General features: G+C 64.7%; 17 protein-coding genes. 9 read left to right on the forward strand and 8 right to left on the reverse strand.

What is annotated here, in order from left to right:
* The first annotated feature begins 171 nt into the window (after positions 1-171).
* The 3 genes from ASD28_RS31880 to ASD28_RS16005 are packed head-to-tail and all read left to right on the forward strand — an operon-like array spanning position 172 to position 2297.
* Positions 172-624 carry a hypothetical protein gene (locus tag ASD28_RS31880; RefSeq protein ID WP_156650909.1) on the forward strand — a complete coding sequence of 151 codons (453 nt, stop codon included), beginning with the start codon at positions 172-174 and terminating at the stop codon, positions 622-624.
* A complete protein-coding gene (locus ASD28_RS31180) occupies positions 621-2027 on the forward strand; it encodes a T6SS immunity protein Tli4 family protein (protein WP_229411986.1) in 1407 nt (468 codons plus the stop codon). Before ASD28_RS31880 ends, ASD28_RS31180 begins: the two co-directional genes overlap by 4 nt.
* 3 nt (positions 2028-2030) lie before the next feature.
* Positions 2031-2297 (forward strand): PAAR domain-containing protein, encoded by a 267-nt coding sequence (locus ASD28_RS16005; protein WP_056129889.1) that lies wholly within the window; start codon positions 2031-2033, stop codon positions 2295-2297.
* 406 nt (positions 2298-2703) lie between these two features.
* On the opposite strand, the gene ASD28_RS16010 is transcribed toward ASD28_RS16005, so the two are convergent.
* A complete protein-coding gene (locus ASD28_RS16010) occupies positions 2704-3627 on the reverse strand; it encodes an alpha/beta fold hydrolase (RefSeq protein WP_056129892.1) in 924 nt (307 codons plus the stop codon).
* Between the two features lie 123 nt (positions 3628-3750).
* Here ASD28_RS16010 and ASD28_RS16015 point away from each other — a divergent pair, with 123 nt between their 5' ends.
* Entirely contained in the window at positions 3751-4659 is a 909-nt protein-coding gene (locus ASD28_RS16015) for a LysR family transcriptional regulator (RefSeq protein WP_056129895.1), read from the forward strand.
* A 6-nt stretch (positions 4660-4665) separates the two neighbouring features.
* On the opposite strand, the gene ASD28_RS16020 is transcribed toward ASD28_RS16015, so the two are convergent.
* Complete coding sequence (locus tag ASD28_RS16020; protein ID WP_056129899.1) at positions 4666-5379, reverse strand: DUF6445 family protein; 714 nt, start codon at positions 5377-5379, stop codon at positions 4666-4668.
* A 29-nt stretch (positions 5380-5408) separates the two neighbouring features.
* Here ASD28_RS16020 and ASD28_RS16025 point away from each other — a divergent pair, with 29 nt between their 5' ends.
* The 5 genes from ASD28_RS16025 to ASD28_RS16045 all read left to right on the forward strand — a co-directional run bounded on the left by ASD28_RS16025 (position 5409) and on the right by ASD28_RS16045 (position 11408).
* Entirely contained in the window at positions 5409-5675 is a 267-nt protein-coding gene (locus ASD28_RS16025) for a hypothetical protein (protein WP_156403697.1), read from the forward strand.
* A 128-nt stretch (positions 5676-5803) separates the two neighbouring features.
* Positions 5804-7072, forward strand: coding sequence for a glycosyltransferase family 4 protein (locus tag ASD28_RS16030; RefSeq protein ID WP_056129903.1), 1269 nt, complete (start codon positions 5804-5806; stop codon positions 7070-7072).
* The gene (locus tag ASD28_RS16035; protein WP_056129906.1) at positions 7069-8724 is read left to right on the forward strand and encodes a glycosyltransferase family 4 protein; all 1656 of its coding nucleotides are present in this window, start codon (positions 7069-7071) and stop codon (positions 8722-8724) included. The genes ASD28_RS16030 and ASD28_RS16035 overlap by 4 nt, the downstream gene beginning before the upstream one ends.
* A gap of 707 nt (positions 8725-9431) precedes the next feature.
* Complete coding sequence (locus ASD28_RS33200) at positions 9432-10805, forward strand: transcriptional regulator (RefSeq protein WP_307168195.1); 1374 nt, start codon at positions 9432-9434, stop codon at positions 10803-10805.
* 75 nt (positions 10806-10880) lie between these two features.
* A complete protein-coding gene (locus ASD28_RS16045; RefSeq protein ID WP_229411988.1) occupies positions 10881-11408 on the forward strand; it encodes a YggT family protein in 528 nt (175 codons plus the stop codon).
* 70 nt (positions 11409-11478) lie between these two features.
* Here the strand turns inward: ASD28_RS16045 and ASD28_RS16050 are convergent, their stop codons facing one another.
* From ASD28_RS16050 to aroQ, 6 genes are all read right to left on the reverse strand, one after another.
* The gene (locus ASD28_RS16050) at positions 11479-12417 is read right to left on the reverse strand and encodes a carbohydrate kinase family protein (RefSeq protein WP_056129912.1); all 939 of its coding nucleotides are present in this window, start codon (positions 12415-12417) and stop codon (positions 11479-11481) included.
* 8 nt (positions 12418-12425) lie between these two features.
* Entirely contained in the window at positions 12426-13904 is a 1479-nt protein-coding gene (locus tag ASD28_RS16055; RefSeq protein ID WP_056129915.1) for a DUF3426 domain-containing protein, read from the reverse strand.
* Positions 13905-13907: 3 nt separating this feature from the next.
* Positions 13908-14861, reverse strand: a complete 954-nt coding sequence (prmA, locus tag ASD28_RS16060) for a 50S ribosomal protein L11 methyltransferase (RefSeq protein WP_056129918.1) — start codon at positions 14859-14861, stop codon at positions 13908-13910.
* Positions 14861-16252: an acetyl-CoA carboxylase biotin carboxylase subunit gene (gene accC / locus ASD28_RS16065; RefSeq protein WP_056129921.1), complete on the reverse strand. Its 1392-nt coding sequence runs from the start codon at positions 16250-16252 to the stop codon at positions 14861-14863. Before accC ends, prmA begins: the two co-directional genes overlap by 1 nt.
* A gap of 73 nt (positions 16253-16325) precedes the next feature.
* A complete protein-coding gene (gene accB / locus ASD28_RS16070) occupies positions 16326-16790 on the reverse strand; it encodes an acetyl-CoA carboxylase biotin carboxyl carrier protein (protein ID WP_056129930.1) in 465 nt (154 codons plus the stop codon).
* A gap of 86 nt (positions 16791-16876) precedes the next feature.
* Positions 16877-17314, reverse strand: a complete 438-nt coding sequence (gene aroQ / locus ASD28_RS16075) for a type II 3-dehydroquinate dehydratase (RefSeq protein ID WP_056129935.1) — start codon at positions 17312-17314, stop codon at positions 16877-16879.
* Positions 17315-17340 lie beyond the last annotated feature (26 nt).

Genomic DNA, 17340 nt, shown 5'->3' on the forward strand with positions numbered 1-17340 from the left:
GCCGGGACTGCTGAACCCAGCAATCAAGTCACCCAGCATAGCCCTTGCACGAAACAAAGGCCAGCTACGACGAGGAAGATGATCGCACGAAACTAAACAGCTAAGCGGGAAGGAAGGAAGATCGTCGGGGAAAATTCTCGGGAATCTGATTTTAAGAAGTTTTTAGTTAATATGGATGATGCACGAAAGCTTCAGGATTTTATTTTGAATAAATACCATCCTGAAACTTATGCATACTACGGTGCCGATGCAAAACAGTTGGCGTGGAACGAAGTGCACTGGAAGGCTACTAAGGCTGTTGCTGGTGATCTCAAGCGTGCGCTATTGATGGCTGATGATTTAAATGGCTCCATCAAATTATCGTTTAATGAAAAAAATCAGCGCGGATTTGAAATTCAGAAGGCGCAAGGGCCAGGTGACGGTACCGTTCCAGCCGAATCTGGGTCTGCACCGACCCCGTATGTCGTTCAGATCTTTCGACATGAAGGCAAAAGCAAGGGTCATGAAAGCTACGATCACCAGGGTTCATATGAAGCGAAGCTTGCCCAGTCAGTTACCTTATATTCCATTGTAAAAATTGTCTCCAGTTCTAGCTGGCTAAAGCAAAAATTACCTAAGACATGAAAACGTACGGTCTATTTCTTCTTGCTTTCGCGGCAGCCTTCTCTGTAAGCCCTAATGCTTGCGTTGCCGCTCAAAATCGCCCTCATCTATTCGTCATGGCAAATAATAACGTGAGCACGGCACCTTCATCACCTACATCCACTTTTTGCGTCGGTCGGTTTCTGATCGATATTCCTTCTGGCTCTAAACTCACCGGAGGAAATTACAAGTACGACTTCCTTGCCATTGAGCCGGTAAAGACCATGTCACTTGAAGAATTCGAGAAGGAAACAACTGCGCATGAATCTGTTTTAAAATCGTCCATCAATGGCCGGACAAAAAAGAGCATGTTACTTGAGTCTGTGCAGTCCGAGAAGACCACGCGAATATTTTCTTCATGGAAGTCTGATGCTAGCACTGCCCAAGTTACCGTTTTTGGATACCGGTGGATTGGCGGCTATCGATTTCTTTTGAAGGATAGCGTCGACGACGATAAGCAGAAAATTGGAATGGAAAATATGGGCAAAGTACTTTCTCGTCTCCGCTCTCGCTCTGAAACAGAAATGCCCAGTGAGCCTGGATACTGCTTTGCCGGTGGTTTAATCGCAAATTCGGAATGGGAAAATGAAGAGGCAGGCGTGGACTTTCGCGTTGCCGACCATCCCGATACGATCCTATCGGTATGGTTTTACCCTCTTGCCAAATATAAGCATGACAAGCCTTTGCTTGAACGTATGGGGGGGATGACGCAGGTGCTCGGTAATCTTGCCACATCAATACATGTTCTACGTAAAGGCAACCGGCAGGTTGGACCGTACAAGGGACAGGAACATCTCGCGTCGGCGCCAAACGGTGGAGGTATGCGTGGACACGCGTTTGTCTGGGAAACTCAGGGCGAGGGCACGTTGGAGACACCCGCCATCAAGATCGAGTTATCGACAGGTCATGCGGATCGCAAAGGCAATCCCCAAAAAACAAGCCTGACTGACGACCAAGCCATGAAGCTGTGGGACGACATCCTCAACAGCTTCCGCTTGCGTCCTACAGGCGACACAGTGAAGACCAGTGACATCTCCCCTGAACCGCAACCGCGCCTTCCGCTCGGAGAACTTGCAGCGACCGGCCGCGCGTGTCCCCAAACGGGCTGGTGGCAAGCCAGCGAAGCCGGCGAGATTGAAGGCGGTGCGCGTCAGTACTTCACGGCGGGGGAAACGATGCCGCAGGTGACCATGTTGGGCGAGTCCTCGTTGTGGCAAAAGCTCAAGGGAGCGCGTCCTTCGTATCGTACGGCGACCGTGTGGAAACTGGTCGATTACGACGCCGAGGCGCCAAAGCAGCAGTCGATCGCGCAGGCCGCACCAGGCAACGCAAGTTCCGACGCTCATGGCTTGGGTGACGGATCGTCGCATCAAGATAAGGGGTAACCGATGCCCAATGTGATTCGTCTTGGCGATCCCACGTCGCATGGTGGCAAGGTCGTGACCGTGAGTGCGCAACATTTCACGGTTGACGGCATCCCGGTGGCCCGCGTGGGCGACATGTGCAGTTGTCCGATCGCGGGGCACACCGTTTGCATCGTTGCCGAGGGCGACCCGCACCACGTTATCGACGGTGTCCCGGTCGCTTACGAAGGGCACAAGACGACTTGCGGTGCGGCCCTGATTGCGACGATCGGGAACTTCAGCGGTCAATAGATCGGTCTCGTTCTTGTTGGCTGCGCTCGTGATGGCCACGTGCGCAGCGCTTGGCGCCTGCACGGCCGTATTCGGCAGTTCCAGCCCATCGGCCATGACACACACGGTGCCGCTACCACCTCCACATTCTGCATGGGACGCTTCCTGATCGATGTGCCTGCCGGGGCCACGCTCAGTGGAGGCAAGCGTAAGCAGGACTTCATCCATATCGAGCCGGTCAAAGCCATGACCGATTCCTGTTGGATGGCGATATCGGCGGTAGCAAGCGGGAGAGCACCATGAATCGCATGTGAGAGGCACTCTCCCGTCTTCGCCCCGCGCTAGGCAGCAACGGGATGCGCGCACACGCGTTCGTATGGGAGACCAGGGCGGGCACGCTGACACGCCCGCCACCTGGCGGGATTTCTTATTTTCCGTCCGCAAACTTCTGGATCGCCGCCATCGTCGCCTCCGGCGCCTCTTCCATCAGCCAGTGCCCCGCATCCGGAATGACCACTTCGGTGACGTTGGTGGCCGCATTGCGCATTACGACCGCCTCGTTGGCGCCGAACGATTTGGCGCCGCCGATCGCCAGCACTGGCATCGGCAGTTTATTCGCGACGACTTTCTGGTTGACCTCGGCATCCTTGGGAAAGCTGAGGAATTGCGCGAAGGCCGAGTGCATGGCGCCGGGGCGGGCGTACAGCTTCGCATAATAAGACCGGGTCGCTTCGTCGACCTTCTTCGGATCGCCGGCGAATTCGTTCCAGAAGCGGTCCAGGTAGATGCGCTCGCGGCCGGCGACGAGGCGCTCGGCGTCCGGGCCGCCGAACGAGAAATGCCACAGCAGCGGATTACGCAGGATTTGTTCCCACGGCGGAATCCCGGGCACGGGCGCGTCCATGACGACGAGGCGGTCCGTCCTGTCGGGATAGCGGGAGGCGTAGGCGAAGGCGACCATCGTGCCGATGTCGTGGCCGACGACGACCGCGTGGTCGATGCCGAGCTTGTCGAGGACGGCGCGGACGTCGCCGGCCTGCGTCCATTTGTCGTAACCGCCGGCCGGGTGCGAGGACAGGCCCATGCCGCGCAGGTCCGGCACGACGACGGTGTGGCTGGCCGCCAGGCGGGCGGCAAGCGGCGACCACATCGCGCCCGTGTCGCCGAAGCCGTGCAGCAGCACGACGGCGGGGCCGTGGCCGCCGGTGACCACGTGCAGGGCCGCGTCGCCGGCCTGGATCGTCTGCGCCTTGAACGCCGGCGGGAAGGGCTGGACGGCGGCGGTGGCGGGATGGCTGAGCGCCAGAGACAGCGACAGTGCGGCGGCGGCCGTTGCGATGCGTGGGAACATGAGGATCTCCTGGGTTGACGGGCGTTGGGGTGGAGGCCAGTATGGTTTAGGATGAGCAGCCGGACTAGTCGCCAAATACCGCAACAGCAATTCGGAAACGCCGAACAAACAGGGTGAACAGACATGAAACTGGAAGGCATCGCCACGTTCGTCACCGTGGCCGAAAGCGGTTCCCTGAGCGAGGCGGCGCGCCGCTTGCGCGTGTCGCGCTCCGTCGTCAGCGAGCGTCTCGTCGAGCTGGAGCGGTCGCTCGGCGCCAGCCTGCTGCAGCGGTCCACGCGCAAACTGTCGCTCACGGAGGACGGCGCCGCGTTCCTTGCGCGCGCCGCGCGCATCGTGCGCGACGTGCAGGAGGCCGCGGCCGACCTGGCCGAGCGGCGCGGACAGCTGAGCGGCCCGCTGCGCATCGCCGCGCCCGTGACGTTCGGCCGCATGCACCTGGGACCTGCGCTCTATCCCTTCCTGGCCGCCCATCCCGACATCCAACTGACGCTGGACCTGGACGACCGCCGGGTCGACGCGACGTCGGACGGCTTCGATGCCGTCGTCCGCCACGGTCCGATCGCGGATACCTATCTCGTCGCATGGCAACTGGCGACGAGCCGGCGCGTGCTCGTCGCGGCGCCCGCGTACCTGGACCGGCACGGCACGCCCCGTTCAGCGGACGAACTCGAGGACCACCGCGGCATCTTCTACACGCACCGCGGCGCGGCCGACTGGCGCTTCGCGCAGCAGGGCGAGACCCGCATCGTGCGCGCGCGGCCCAGCCTGGTCCTGAACAACGGCGACATGATGCGCGACGCCGCACTCGCCGGGCTGGGCATCGCGCTGCTGCCGGTGTTCATCGTCAGCGGGGCGCTCAAGGCAGGGACGCTGTGCGTTGTCGACGTCGGCGTCGAGGCCGAACAGGAATACATCTATATGGCGCACGCGGACGGCCAGCATCCGTCCGCGAAGCTGCGCGCGCTCGGCGCCTGGTTACGCGCGGCGTTCGGCGAACCGCCGTATTGGGAGACCGAGGGTCGGGGCTAGCGACGCTCAGCCGGCGGCCATGCGCAGCTGGAAGAACGCATTCGCCGTGAGGCGCCCCGTGCGCGGGTCGCCGACCATCAGCTCGGGCATGTGGATGTGTCCTGAGTGGAAGATCCCGCCGCTGTAGAAGATCGCCCGGTTGTAGCGCGGTTCGACCGTCAGCACCTTTTCGAACCAGCGGCTCGACGCGATCGCGAAGGTCGGCGGCACGTCCGGCATCGCCGCGCCGGCCCGTTCGTGGCGCCTCAGATCGTTTTCCAGGGCCGTGATCTCGGGCTCCGGCACCTTCGGCTTGAAGAAGCTGGTGCCGCCGAAGCGCTCGTCCCTGAACAGGTACAGCACCATCGCGCCCACGCCGACGCCGGCCGGCAGGCCCGTGAAGTCGCGGTGCGGCAGGCGCTGGCCCGGCAGCAGGTCTTGCGGGCGGCGCGTCACGAGCGACAGGCGGCTCTTCATGTCGAGGATGCGGCGCGCGCCCAGCGGCGCGCGCGCGTGCTGCAGGAAGCTGTCCTGGATGCGCGCCGCGAGCGCGCCGCCGAACGGCAGTTCGGGACCCGGATAGTAGTTGCCCGCCAGGTCCTGGAAATTCATGTGGTTGTTCGCCGCGAAGTCGACCAGTGCCTCCGGCTCCAGCATGAAGTCGTCGATGATGACGCAGCGGTGGTCGTCGAAGATCGGTACCACGCCGACGCGCGGCTGCGGATTGAGCAGGGGGAGCATGACGGTGGCGGCGTTGTGAAGGAGCGTCCATGGTACAACGCCATGCCATGCCGCCGCCACTTCGGCCTTGCCATCCGCAGTCCGTCATGTTCACCAGCCCGCTCCTCGACCATCCCGCCATCGTGCGCCGCCAGCGCGAACGTGCCGGCGTGGAGGCCGTGGCGGCACGGGACGAATGCACGATGTGCCACGCGCGCGCCGATGGACGCTGGACCTTCCACATCTACCGCCGCGACCGCGCAACGCACGCACCCGCGGTCGATGTGCCTTGGTGCGTACCTTCGACGATACGTTGATGCCATCTAGCGTGGTCCAACGCACGCATTCTTCACGATTTTGTACGTGCGTCGCGCCACGACGCGGAGTCTGAGGCTATCATGCGTTCAATTCCAACTTGTCGTCGTCGTCACGCGAACCGAACGTCATGACCCGAGTCCTCTTCATCCACCAGAATCTGCCGGGCCAGTTCCGCCGGCTGATGCGGTATCTGCAGACGCGGCCCGACTTCGACGTCGTCGCGATCGGCGAAGAGACCGCGGTGCGGCGCGAGCCCTTGGGACCGAAGGTGCGGACGATCGGCTACGCCAGGCCGGACGGTCCGGGCGAGAAGACCCATCACTACCTGCGCCACTTCGAAGGTTGCGTGCGCCGCGGCCAGGCCGTCGCGCGCGCGTGCGTGGCGCTGAAGCAGGAAGGCTTCGCGCCCGACGTCGTCGTGTGCCACCCCGGCTGGGGCGAGGCCCTGTTCGTCAAGGACGTGTTCCCGCAGGCGCGCCTCGTCGTGTTCTGCGAGTTCTGGTGGGCGGCAAGCGGGTTGGACGTCGGTTTCGATCCCGAGTATCCGGTGAGCTTCGACGACCGCCTGCGCATCCGCATCAAGAACTCCGTGCTGATGCAGTCGCTGCTCGCGGCCGACGACGGCGTCGCGCCCACGGCGTGGCAGCGCGGCGTGCACCCGCCCGAACTGCGCGGCAAGATCCGCGAAGTCCACGAGGGCATCGACACGCAGCAACTGAGCCCCGATCCGCATGCGCGGCTGGAACTGCCCGGCGGCGCCGTGCTCACGCGCGCGCAGCCGGTGCTGACGTTCGTCGCGCGCAACCTCGAACCCTACCGCGGCTTCCACGTCTTCATGCGCAGCCTGCCACGGCTGCTGGCCGGGAATCCGGAGCTGCAGGTCGTCGTCATCGGCGGCGACGGCGTCAGCTACGGCCGCCGTCCGCCGCCGGGCCATGCAAGCTACCGCGACGCGCTCAAGGCCGAGCTGGACGGCGGCGCCGAGACCGTCGACTGGTCGCGCGTGCACTTCCTCGGCAAGGTGCCGTACGCCACCTACCGCAGCGCGCTGCAGGTCTCGAGCCTGCACGTGTACCTGACGTATCCGTTCGTGCTGTCCTGGTCGATGCTGGAAGCGATGGCCGTCGGCGTGCCGGTGCTGGGCTCGGATACGGCGCCGGTGCGGGAAGTGATCCGCGACGGCGAGAACGGGTTCCTGACGCCGTTCTTCGACACGGCGCTGCTCGCCGACCGCGCGCTCGACCTCATCGCGCGCCGCCACGAGATCGCCCACGTCGGCCTGGCCGGACGCGAGACGGTGCGCACGCGCTACGATTTCGAAACGGTGGGCCTGCCGGTCTACCTCGACCTGCTCACGCCATTGGATGAGCGCGCGGACACGGAGGAGGTCGCATGACGGACCGCTTCGCCTTCCACTACGCCCCCGACGGCTACTCGACATCGGGCCCGCGCCTGATGGGACGCCAGGCCGCCGGCGCCGGACTGCTGCGTGCGATCGCGACGGCGCCCGGTCTCGAGTCGGTCGGCTGCTTCGCCGGCGGCCAGGCCCACGCGGCCGAAGGCGAGCGCCTGCTGCGCGAGTCCGGCTACAAGGGCCAGGTCGACTGGATCGCGCAGGGCCGCCCGCAGGACCTGGAGCGCTACGGCACGCTGTACCACCCCGCGCCCGGCATCGAACGCCTCGCGTGGCGCCGCCAGGGACTCGGCGAGCGCCGCTACAGCCTGTGCGGCATCACGCACACGACGGCCAGCCACGCCGTGATGACGAGCCTCGCCAACCTGCTCGTGGCGCCCGTGCGCAGCTGGGATGCCGTGATCTGCACGTCGCGCGTCGTGCGCGACAGCGTGCGCCGCGTGCTGGAGCGCCAGGCCGAGTATTTGAGTGCGCGCCTCGGTGCCCAGCGCTTCGAACTGCCGCAGCTGCCCCTGATCCCGCTCGGCGTGCACGCGGCCGACTTCGACGTCGACGCATCCCGCCGCGCCACCGTGCGCCGGCGCCTGGGGTTGGAAATCGGCGACGTCGCGTTCCTGTTCCTCGGCCATTTGTCGTTCCACGCGAAGGCGCATCCGCAACAGATGTTCGCGGCGCTCGAAGCCGCGGCGCAGGGCGGTGGGCGCGTGCACCTGGTGCTGTGCGGGTGGTTCGCCAACGAGGCCATCGACAAGGCTTTCCACGAGGCGGCCGCGCAACTGTGCCCGTCCGTGACGCTGTCGGTGCTGGACGGCCGCGTGGCCGCGAACCAGCTCGACGCCTGGGCCGCCGCCGACGTCTTCATCTCGCTCGCGGACAACGTGCAGGAGACCTTCGGCCTCACGCCGCTGGAAGCGATGGCGGCGGGCCTGCCGTGCATCGTCAGCGACTGGAACGGCTACCGCGACACCGTGCGCGACGGCGTGGACGGCTATCGCATCCCGACCGTGATGCCGGATGCGGGCGCGGGCCCCGATCTCGCGCAGCGTTACGACGATGGCGTGGACAGCTACGACGCGTACTGCGGCCATACGAGCCAGGCGGTCGCCGTGGATGGACCGGCCCTCGCGCAGGCCTGCGCGCGCCTCGCCGGCGATGCCGCGCTGCGGCGCGAACTGGGCGAGAACGCACGCCGGCGTGCGCGCGCGGAATTCGATTGGGCCGTCGTGTTCGGACGCTACCGCGCGTTGTGGCGCGAGCTCGACGAACGGCGTCGCGCCGATGCGGCGCTCGGTCCCGCGCTGCCGGCGGTCGTGCCGGACCGGCTCGATCCGTTCGAGCTGTTCGCCACCTACCCGACGCTGCGGATCACGCCGGCGTCGATGGTGGAACTCGCGCCGGACGCATCGCTTGCGCTGCTGCGCCAGTATCGCGAGCTCGCGATCAACCGCTTCGCGCACGCGTCGCTGCCGACGCTGGAAGAGTTTGGACAGATCTTTGGATCGATCGAATCGCGGCCGATGCAGGTCGACGAGCTGCTCGACGCGCTCGGACCGTGCGACCGGCCGACTTTGCTGCGCGGACTCGCGTGGCTGTGCAAGATGGACTTGCTGCGTATCACCGCGGCGGAGGACTGATTTCGAATATCGCCTTTAAATAAAGGCTTTATGCGGAATGGTAGTAACGTAATGCGCATTGTTTTGCGCGCTTGTTTTTGGAGACCAAGCAAGACGAGGAAGGAATCAAACGTTATCGCAGCGATCGTTTCGGTTGAGGTTATCGCTGGTTCACCTGTAAAAGACATGAAAAATATTGTGTGCGGGTTGCGCACTGACAAGGTTTTCGTGTACTTTACGTGATTGAATTTGTCAAAACGTGAAGACGCCGATTTTCGAGGCGTTCAACGGGAAACAAACCGATCATAAATGGGACGCTGATTCATTCAGTATGCACGTAAGCTTAGCGAAAAGAACAAGCCGCATTGCCTGATAAACGTCGGGTATGGCGGCTTTTTCTTTTCGCGGCCAGCGGGCTGCGATGTGGACAGCGCAGTGAGCCATCGGACTTTAGTCGTTTAGGTCGTCGGCGACGACGATTAGCCGAGGTGCCGCGGAGAGCGATTGAGCGACTACTGTATGAATACACAGTATAGCGTAAATCGGCGATGAATGCCCGGACGTTTTACGGGTTTTATCGAATCGCCGCGTCAGTTCGGCTGGTGCCGGATTCATTGACGCAAACATAGCGTTTGCGCCGATGAATAATTCGCCCGACCAAGCAGACCGGGTTGGACGGGTTCAAACCATGTAGCGTAATTTCTCATCGCAGAGAAGGAGAACAGAAAATGGCAACCGCCGCGAAAAAACCAGCAGCAAAGCCGGCCGCAAAAGCCGCCACCAAACCGGCCGCAAAGGCAGCAGCAGATAAACCAGCAACCAAAACCGTAGCCGCTAAAGCCGCTGCGAAGCCGGCTGCGAAAAAAGCCGCAGCGACCAAAGCTCCGGCTAAATCGGCAGCAACCAAAACCGCCGCCAAGTCGACCGCCGCCGCTAAACCCGCTGCAAAGAAAGCTGCAGCAACCAAGACCGCCGCCGCTAAACCGGCAGCAAAGAAAGCCGCTGCAACCAAGACTGCAGCAACCAAGTCGACCGCTACCAAGTCGGCTGCAACCAAGACCGCCGCCAAGTCGACCTCCGCCGCCAAACCGGCAGCGAAGAAGACTGCAGCCAAGTCGACCGCAACCAAAGCCGCCGCCAAACCGGCTGCGAAGAAAACCGCCGCCAAGTCGACCGCAACCAAAGCCGCCGCCAAACCGGCTGCGAAGAAGACCGCTGCCAAGTCGGCCGCTGCTGCCAAACCGGCTGCCAAGAAAGCAGCAGGCAAGACCGCCGCCAAGTCGACCTCTGCTGCCAAACCGGCCGCAAAGAAAGCAGCAGGCAAGACCGCTGCCAAGTCGACCGCCGCCGCTAAACCGGCTGCAAAGAAAGCAGCAGGCAAGACTGCCGCCAAGTCGACCGCCGCCGCTAAACCGGCTGCGAAGAAAACTGCTGCCAAGTCGACCGCTGCCGCCAAACCGGCTGCCAAGAAAGCAGCAGGCAAGACCGCCGCCAAGTCGACCGCTGCCGCCAAACCGGCTGCCAAGAAAGCAGCAGGCAAGACTGCCGCCAAGTCGACCGCCGCCGCTAAACCGGCTGCGAAGAAAGCAGCAGGCAAGACCGCTGCCAAGTCGACCGCTGCCACCAAGCCGGCTGCAACCAAGACCGCCGCCAAGTCGACCACCGCCGCCAAGCCGGCTGCGAAGAAGACTGCAGCGACCAAGACCGCAGCGACCAAGACCGCAGCGACCAAGACCGCAGCCACCAAGACCGCAGCCACCAAGGCCGCCGCTCCCGCCGCCAAAAGCGAAGCCAAGCCGGCAGTGAAGAAGGCCGCCGCCAAGCCGGCCGCCAAGGCTGAAGCGAAGCCGGAAGCTGCTGCTGCTGTTGCGAAGAAGCCGGCCGCCAAGAAGGCCGCAAGCAAGACCGCAACCAAGGCTGAAGCCAAGCCGGAAGCCAAGGCCGAGTCGAAAGCTGAAACCAAGGCCGACACCAAGGCCGAGACGAAAGCCGAAGCCAAGACCGACGGCAAGGACAGCGGCGCCGCTGCAGCCCCGGCCCCGGCCGCGAAGTCGGTGATCGCACCAGCAGCATGGCCGTTCCCGACCAGCAGCCGTCCGTAAGCCATTCCTGCCTGGTTCAGGCAAAATACCGCTGTGTGAGCTTTCACACAGCGGTTTTTTTTTCAAGGAGTCGTCGTGCTGCCCATTCTTAAATTGATCGTCGATACCGCGGCCGGTGTGCTGGGTGGCGTCTTGCTGCTGCGTTTCTGGATGCAGGTGACCCGCGTGCGTCCGCCGGCGTCCGTCGCGCAATTTACGTTCACGTTGTCCGACTGGCTCGTGCGCCCGCTGCGCCGCATCGTGCCGGGCATGGGTGGTTACGACTGGGCCAGCCTGCTGGGCGCGTTCCTCGTCGTGCTGGCGGCATCGTCGATCCTGCTGCTGGCGGGGACGAGCGGCCAGGCCGTCGTGCTGATCGCCGTGGTCCGCCTGCTCGACTGGATCCTGTACGGTTTCATGGGCCTGTTGATCATCGAGGTGATCTTCAGCTGGGTCAATCCGCATGCGCCGCTGGCGCCGTTCGTCCACGCGCTCAACGACCCGCTGCTGCGCCCGTTGCGCCGCGTGATCCCGCCGGTCGGCGGCCTCGATCTGTCGGTGCTCGTGGCCTTCATCCTGATCCAGATCGCGCAATACCTGCTGCGCCAGGTGTTCTACATCTGACGCTGGCTACACCCAACAAAAAGCGCGCCGGTCCCGCGAGGGACGGCGCGCTTTTCATTGGCCCGACGCTTTAGAAGCGGTAGCCGAAGGCCGCTTCGAATTTATCCGCGATCTCCGAAGGCGTGAAGCCGTGGTTCTGGCCGCCCTGGTGGGCGATCTTGATGGAACCCAGCAGGCTCGCCAGGCGGCCCGTCGTGGGCCAGTCGAGGTCATTGGCGATGCCGAACAGCAGGCCGGCGCGGTAGGCGTCGCCGCAGCCCGTCGGATCGACGACGCTGGCCGCCGGCACGGCCGGGATCTTGTGATGCTCGCCGCCGGCGTAGATGTCCGAACCGGCTTCCCCGCGCGTGACGATGAGCGCGTCCAGGCGCGCGGCGATGTCCTGCAGGGGCAGGCCCGTGCGGTCCATCACCATCTCGAATTCGTAGTCGTTGCAGGCGAGGTAGCTGGCCTGGTCGATGAACGTCAGCAGCTCGTCGCCGCTGAACATCGGCAACTGCTGGCCCGGGTCGAAGATGAACGGCACGCCCCGTTCCGCGCAGTCGCGCGCGTGCTTGATCATGCCGTCGCGGCCGTCCGGCGCGACGATCGCGACGCGCAGCGGCAGGTAGTCGGCCAGGCTGTTCTCGTGCGAGAACTGCATGGCGCCCGGGTGGAAGGCGTTGATCTGGTTGCCGTCCAGGTCGGCCGTGACGAAGCACTGGGCCGTGTACGCGTTCTCGATGGTGCGGATCGCGTTGGTGGCGAGGCCTTGCTGCTCCATGCGGTCGAGGTAGTCGCCGCCGTCCTGGCCGATGGTGCCCATGATGAGCGGCTCGCCGCCCAGCAGCTTCAGGTTGTAGGCGATGTTGACGGCGCAGCCGCCGTATTCCGTGCGCAGCGTCGGCACGAGGAACGAGACGTTCACGCGGTGCAGCTGGTCGGCCAGCAGGGTTTCGCCGAAACGGCCGTGGTATTGCATGATCTTGTCGAAGGCGATCGAGCCGCAGATCAGCGAGGTCTTGGTCATTGGAAGCCTCAAGGATAGAAAACGAAAGTGTGATAACCGGACGGCTGCAGGCCGTCCAGCGTGAAATGCAGTGTGACCGGCTGTTCCGAGTGCGGGCCGAAACCGCCCGCCGGCGACGTGCCGCGCGGCAGGTAGTCGGCGGGCGCCAGCACCCGGCGCAGCACGGGCTTGTCGCTGGCGTCGGTCAACTCGAGCTCGATGCTGGGCCAGGCCAGCACGAGGCTGCCCTGGTTGCGCAGCAGCGTATTCAAGGCGTACGTGTTCGGGCCCAGCGTCGTCAGTTCACCCGTCTCGATGACGAGGTTCTCGGTCTGCGCGGGCAGCTCCACGCGGCAGCCCAGCAGGGCGCACGCGCCCGCCAGGGCCGGCTTCAGGCCCGGATGCTGCGCGGCCAGCGTGTTGCGGAAGCCCAGCACCGCCTGGGCCAGCAGCAGGAGCAGCAGCACGACGGCGCCCGCGGCCATCAGCATGCGCTGCGTGCGCCCCATGCGTTCCTGGCGGCGGCTGCGCTTGACGAATTCGGGCTCGTCGGCGTCGGCGTCGAGCGCGAGGCGCAGCTTCGGCGGTTCGATCTTCGTCGGCGTCAGCTTGGAGCGCCGCGCGCGCGCCTCGGACGTACGCGCGGCCTTGCTGCGCGCCGGCGCGATCACGGGCGGGATCATCGCCGGTGCCGGCGCGGGCGGTTCGCTCGCGGCCGATGCGCGCAGCGGCAGGAAGGGCGGGGCGTCGGATGCCGGCGCGCGCGCGGGCGGTTCCGGTGCGGGCTCGGGTTCGGGCTCCGGCTCCGGCTCGTAATCCGGCAGCGGCTGGGCGACGATTTCCTCGGTCACCGGCAGGTCGAAAACCGGTTCGATGCGGTCCGCGGGCGCGTAGGCGCTCGCTGGCGGCGGTTCGGCGACAGGGTCTTCGGCAGGCTCGGGCTCGGGCTCCGGTTCGGTGTCGGGCGCCGCGTGGACGACCGGTTCCAGTTGCGGTTCGACGCGGTCAGCGGGCGCGTAGGCGCTCGCTGGTGGCGGCGGTTCGGCGACAGGGCCTTCGGCAGGCTCGGACTCGGGCTCCGGTTCGGTGTCGGGCGCCGCGTGGACGACCGGCTCCAGTTGCGGTTCGACGCGGTCGGCGGGGGCATAGTCCGCCGCGACCGGCGCCGCTTCCGGCCCTTCTTCGGCCTCGGGCGCGCGCCGCCACACGTGCGCGCGCACCGGCTCGGGCTCCGGCTCCGGCTCCGGCTCGGGCACGTCGTCGGCAGGCTTCGGCAGGATGCCGAGCGGATCGAAGGTGTGGTCGAAGTCGAGGGTGTAGACGGGCAGCGCGTCGTCTTCCTGGACGGGCGCCGGCGCGGCCGGCTTGTCCAGGTCGATCAGGTGGGCGTTGCCGTCAAAGATGCGTTGGCAAGACCCGCAGCGGACGATGCCGCCGCGGAGCTTGAGCTGGTCCGCGGCGACGCGGAACGTGGTGTGGCAATGCGGGCACTGGGTGGCGAGCGCCATGCCTTATTTGCTGCCGTCGGCAGTCGCGCGCGGCTCCGGTGCACGTTCTGCGCCGAGCTGCCCGTGAAGAGCGACCCAGCCGTCCTGCTCGGCCCAGACGCCCAGCTTGATGAAAGGTGCGTACGCGGCGGCCACTTCCTCGGCCTGGCGCGCCAGCACGCCCGACAGAATCAGGTTACCGCCCTCGGCCACGCGGCTCGAAAGCATCGGCGCCATCAGCTTCAATGGGCTCGACAGGATGTTCGCGACGACGATGTCGAAGCGTTCTTCCCCGTGCTTCGACGCGACGAAGTCGTCCGGCACGTAGAAGTCGATCTCGCAGCGGTTGCGTTCGGCATTCAGCTTCGCCGATTCGATGGCCTGCTCGTCGATGTCGACGCCAGAGACGCCAGCCGCGCCGAGCTTCTTCGCGACCATCGCGAGGATGCCCGAGCCGCAGCCGTAGTCCAGCACCGATTTACCGGGTGCCGGGTGGGCTTCCAGCCATTCCATGCACAGGCGCGTGGTCGGATGGCTGCCCGTGCCGAATGCGAGGCCCGGGTCGACTTCGAGGATCAGCGCGTCGGGATCCGGGGCTTCGTGCCAGCTCGGCACGACCCAGATGTTCTTGCCGATGTGGATCGGCTCGAACTGCGATTGCGTGAGGCGCACCCAGTCGGCGTCCGCGACGGAACGGGTCGTGAATGCAGGCGCCTGCTGCAGGCCGATGGCGCTTGCTGCCTCGGCCACGATCGCGGCCTGGTCGGCATCCTCGTCCGTCAGCGCGACGACGCGGCTGTGGTCCCACGCGGCTTCCTTGGGCACCATGCCTGGTTCGCCGAACAGGGGCTTCTCGTCTTCCGTGCCTTCGTCCGCATCTTCCACCGAGACCGACAGCGCGCCCGCCTCCATCAGGGCATCAGAGAGCCCTTCGGCGTGCTCGCGTGCGATCTCGATGACAACTTCAGTCCAGCCCATCATTCAACCTCGGCTTTGGCGCCGATCGCGCCATCCTTCGGCAGGTCCGGCTTGTGGGCCAGCTTCTGCTCCAGGTAGTGGATGTTGGTGCCGCCTTCGATGAAGCGGGCGTCGACCATCAGTTCGCGGTGCAGCGGGATGTTGGTCAGGATACCTTCGACGACCATTTCCGACAACGCGATCTGCATGCGGCGGATCGCCTGCTCGCGCGTGGCGCCGTAGGCGATGACCTTGCCGATCATCGAGTCGTAGTGCGGCGGCACGTAATAGCCGGCGTACGAATGCGAATCGACGCGGATGCCGGGGCCGCCCGGCGGGTGCCAACTGGTGATGCGGCCCGGCGACGGGGTGAACTTGAACGGGTCTTCCGCGTTGATGCGGCACTCGATCGCGTGGCCCGACAGCATGATGTCGCGCTGGCGGAAGCGCAGGCGCTCGCCGCAGGCGATGCGGATCTGTTCCTGCACGATGTCGATGCCGGTGATCATTTCGGTGACCGGGTGTTCGACCTGCACGCGGGTGTTCATCTCGATGAAGTAGAACTCACCGTTCTCGTACAGGAATTCGAACGTGCCGGCACCGCGGTAGCCGATCTTGCGGCAGGCTTCGGCGCAGCGGTCGCCGATCTTTTCGATCAGCTTGCGCGGGATGCCCGGCGCCGGCGCTTCCTCGATGACCTTCTGGTGGCGGCGCTGCATCGAGCAGTCGCGCTCGCCCAGCCAGACGGCCTGCTTGTGCTCGTCGGCGAGGATCTGGATTTCCACGTGGCGCGGATTCTCCAGGTATTTCTCCATATAGACTTCCGGGTTGCCGAACGCGGTGCCGGCTTCCGTCTTGGTCATCGCGACGGCGTTCAGCAGTGCGGCTTCCGTGTGCACGACGCGCATGCCGCGGCCGCCACCGCCGCCCGCGGCCTTGATGATGACCGGGTAGCCGACGCGGCGCGCGGTCTGGATGATCTCTTTCGGGTCGTCGGGCAGGGCGCCGTCCGAGCCGGGCACGCACGGCACGCCGGCGCGGATCATGGCCTGCTTGGCCGAGACCTTGTCGCCCATCAGGCGGATCGATTCGGGACGGGGGCCGATGAAGACGAAGCCCGATTTTTCGACGCGTTCGGCGAAGTCGGCGTTTTCCGACAGGAAGCCGTAGCCGGGGTGGATCGCTTCGGCGTCCGTGACTTCCGCCGCGCTGATGATCGCCGGCATGCTCAGGTAGCTTTGCGCGGACGCCGCCGGACCGATGCAAACGGACTCGTCGGCGAGCTTCACGTACTTGGCGTCCTTGTCCGCTTCGGAGTGCACGACGACCGTCTTGATGCCCATCTCGCGGCAGGCGCGCTGGATACGCAACGCGATTTCACCACGGTTGGCGATAAGAATTTTTTCAAACATGGTAAGTTCGGTGTTTCTTTGAGTGCCGGCAGCGTGCCGGGAGGGCGCGGTCGGACGACCGCGCCGGAGACGTTTAGCCGATCACGAACAGCGGCTGGCCGAATTCGACAGGCTGGCCGTTTTCCACCAGGATCTTGGTGACGGTGCCGGAGAGGTCGGCATCGATTTCATTCAGGAGCTTCATCGCTTCGATGATGCACAGGGTATCGCCTTCCTTCACGGTAGCGCCCACTTCGACGAACGCCGGGGCGCCCGGTGCCGAGGAACGATAGAACGTGCCGACCATCGGCGACTTGACGACGTGGCCGGTCGGTTCGGCCGGTGCGGCCGGGGCTGCCGCGGGCGCGGCCGCCGGTGCCTGGACGGCCGGTGCCGAGTATTGCTGGACGCCTTGCTGCGGCACCATGACCATCTGATTCTGCGGGATTGCCGAGGACTTGACGATGCGGACCTTGCTTTCGCCTTCGGTCACTTCGAGTTCGGCGATATCCGACTCGGCGACGAGGTCGATCAGTGTCTTGAGTTTTCTTAGATCCATGTGAAACCCCTTGGAATTATTTGTTTAAGAGCATACGGCGCGTCGGCGGTAGGTACTTATGCGCGAATGCGTGAAGTTGACGTAGATTAACGTTGTTTCAGCGCGAAGTCGATGGCAAAGCGATATCCATCCGCTCCCAGCCCGCAGATCGTGCCCAGCGCGATCGCCGACAGGAAAGAGTGGTGCCGGAATTCCTCGCGCTTGTAAATATTAGAGATGTGCACTTCCACGAACGGAATGTCCACCCCGGCCAGCGCATCGCGCAGCGCCACGCTGGTATGGGTCAAACCGCCCGGGTTGATGACGATCGCGTCCACGCCTTCCTGGCGGGCGGCGTGAATGCGGTCGATCAGCGCGCCTTCATGGTTGCTTTGGAAACAGACGATCTCCGCCCCGGCTTCCCGTGCCTGGGCGGTGGCGGCCTGCTCGATGTCGGCCAGCGTCGTCGCGCCGTACACCGCAGGCTCACGCGTCCCCAGCAAATTCAAATTGGGGCCATTGAGCAGCAGTAGCTTTTTCGCCATATTCAACCGTCTGTTTGCCCGAAAGA

The sequence above is a fragment of the Massilia sp. Root133 genome, from assembly GCF_001426525.1.
GTDB classification, from domain to species: domain Bacteria; phylum Pseudomonadota; class Gammaproteobacteria; order Burkholderiales; family Burkholderiaceae_D; genus Telluria; species Telluria orientalis.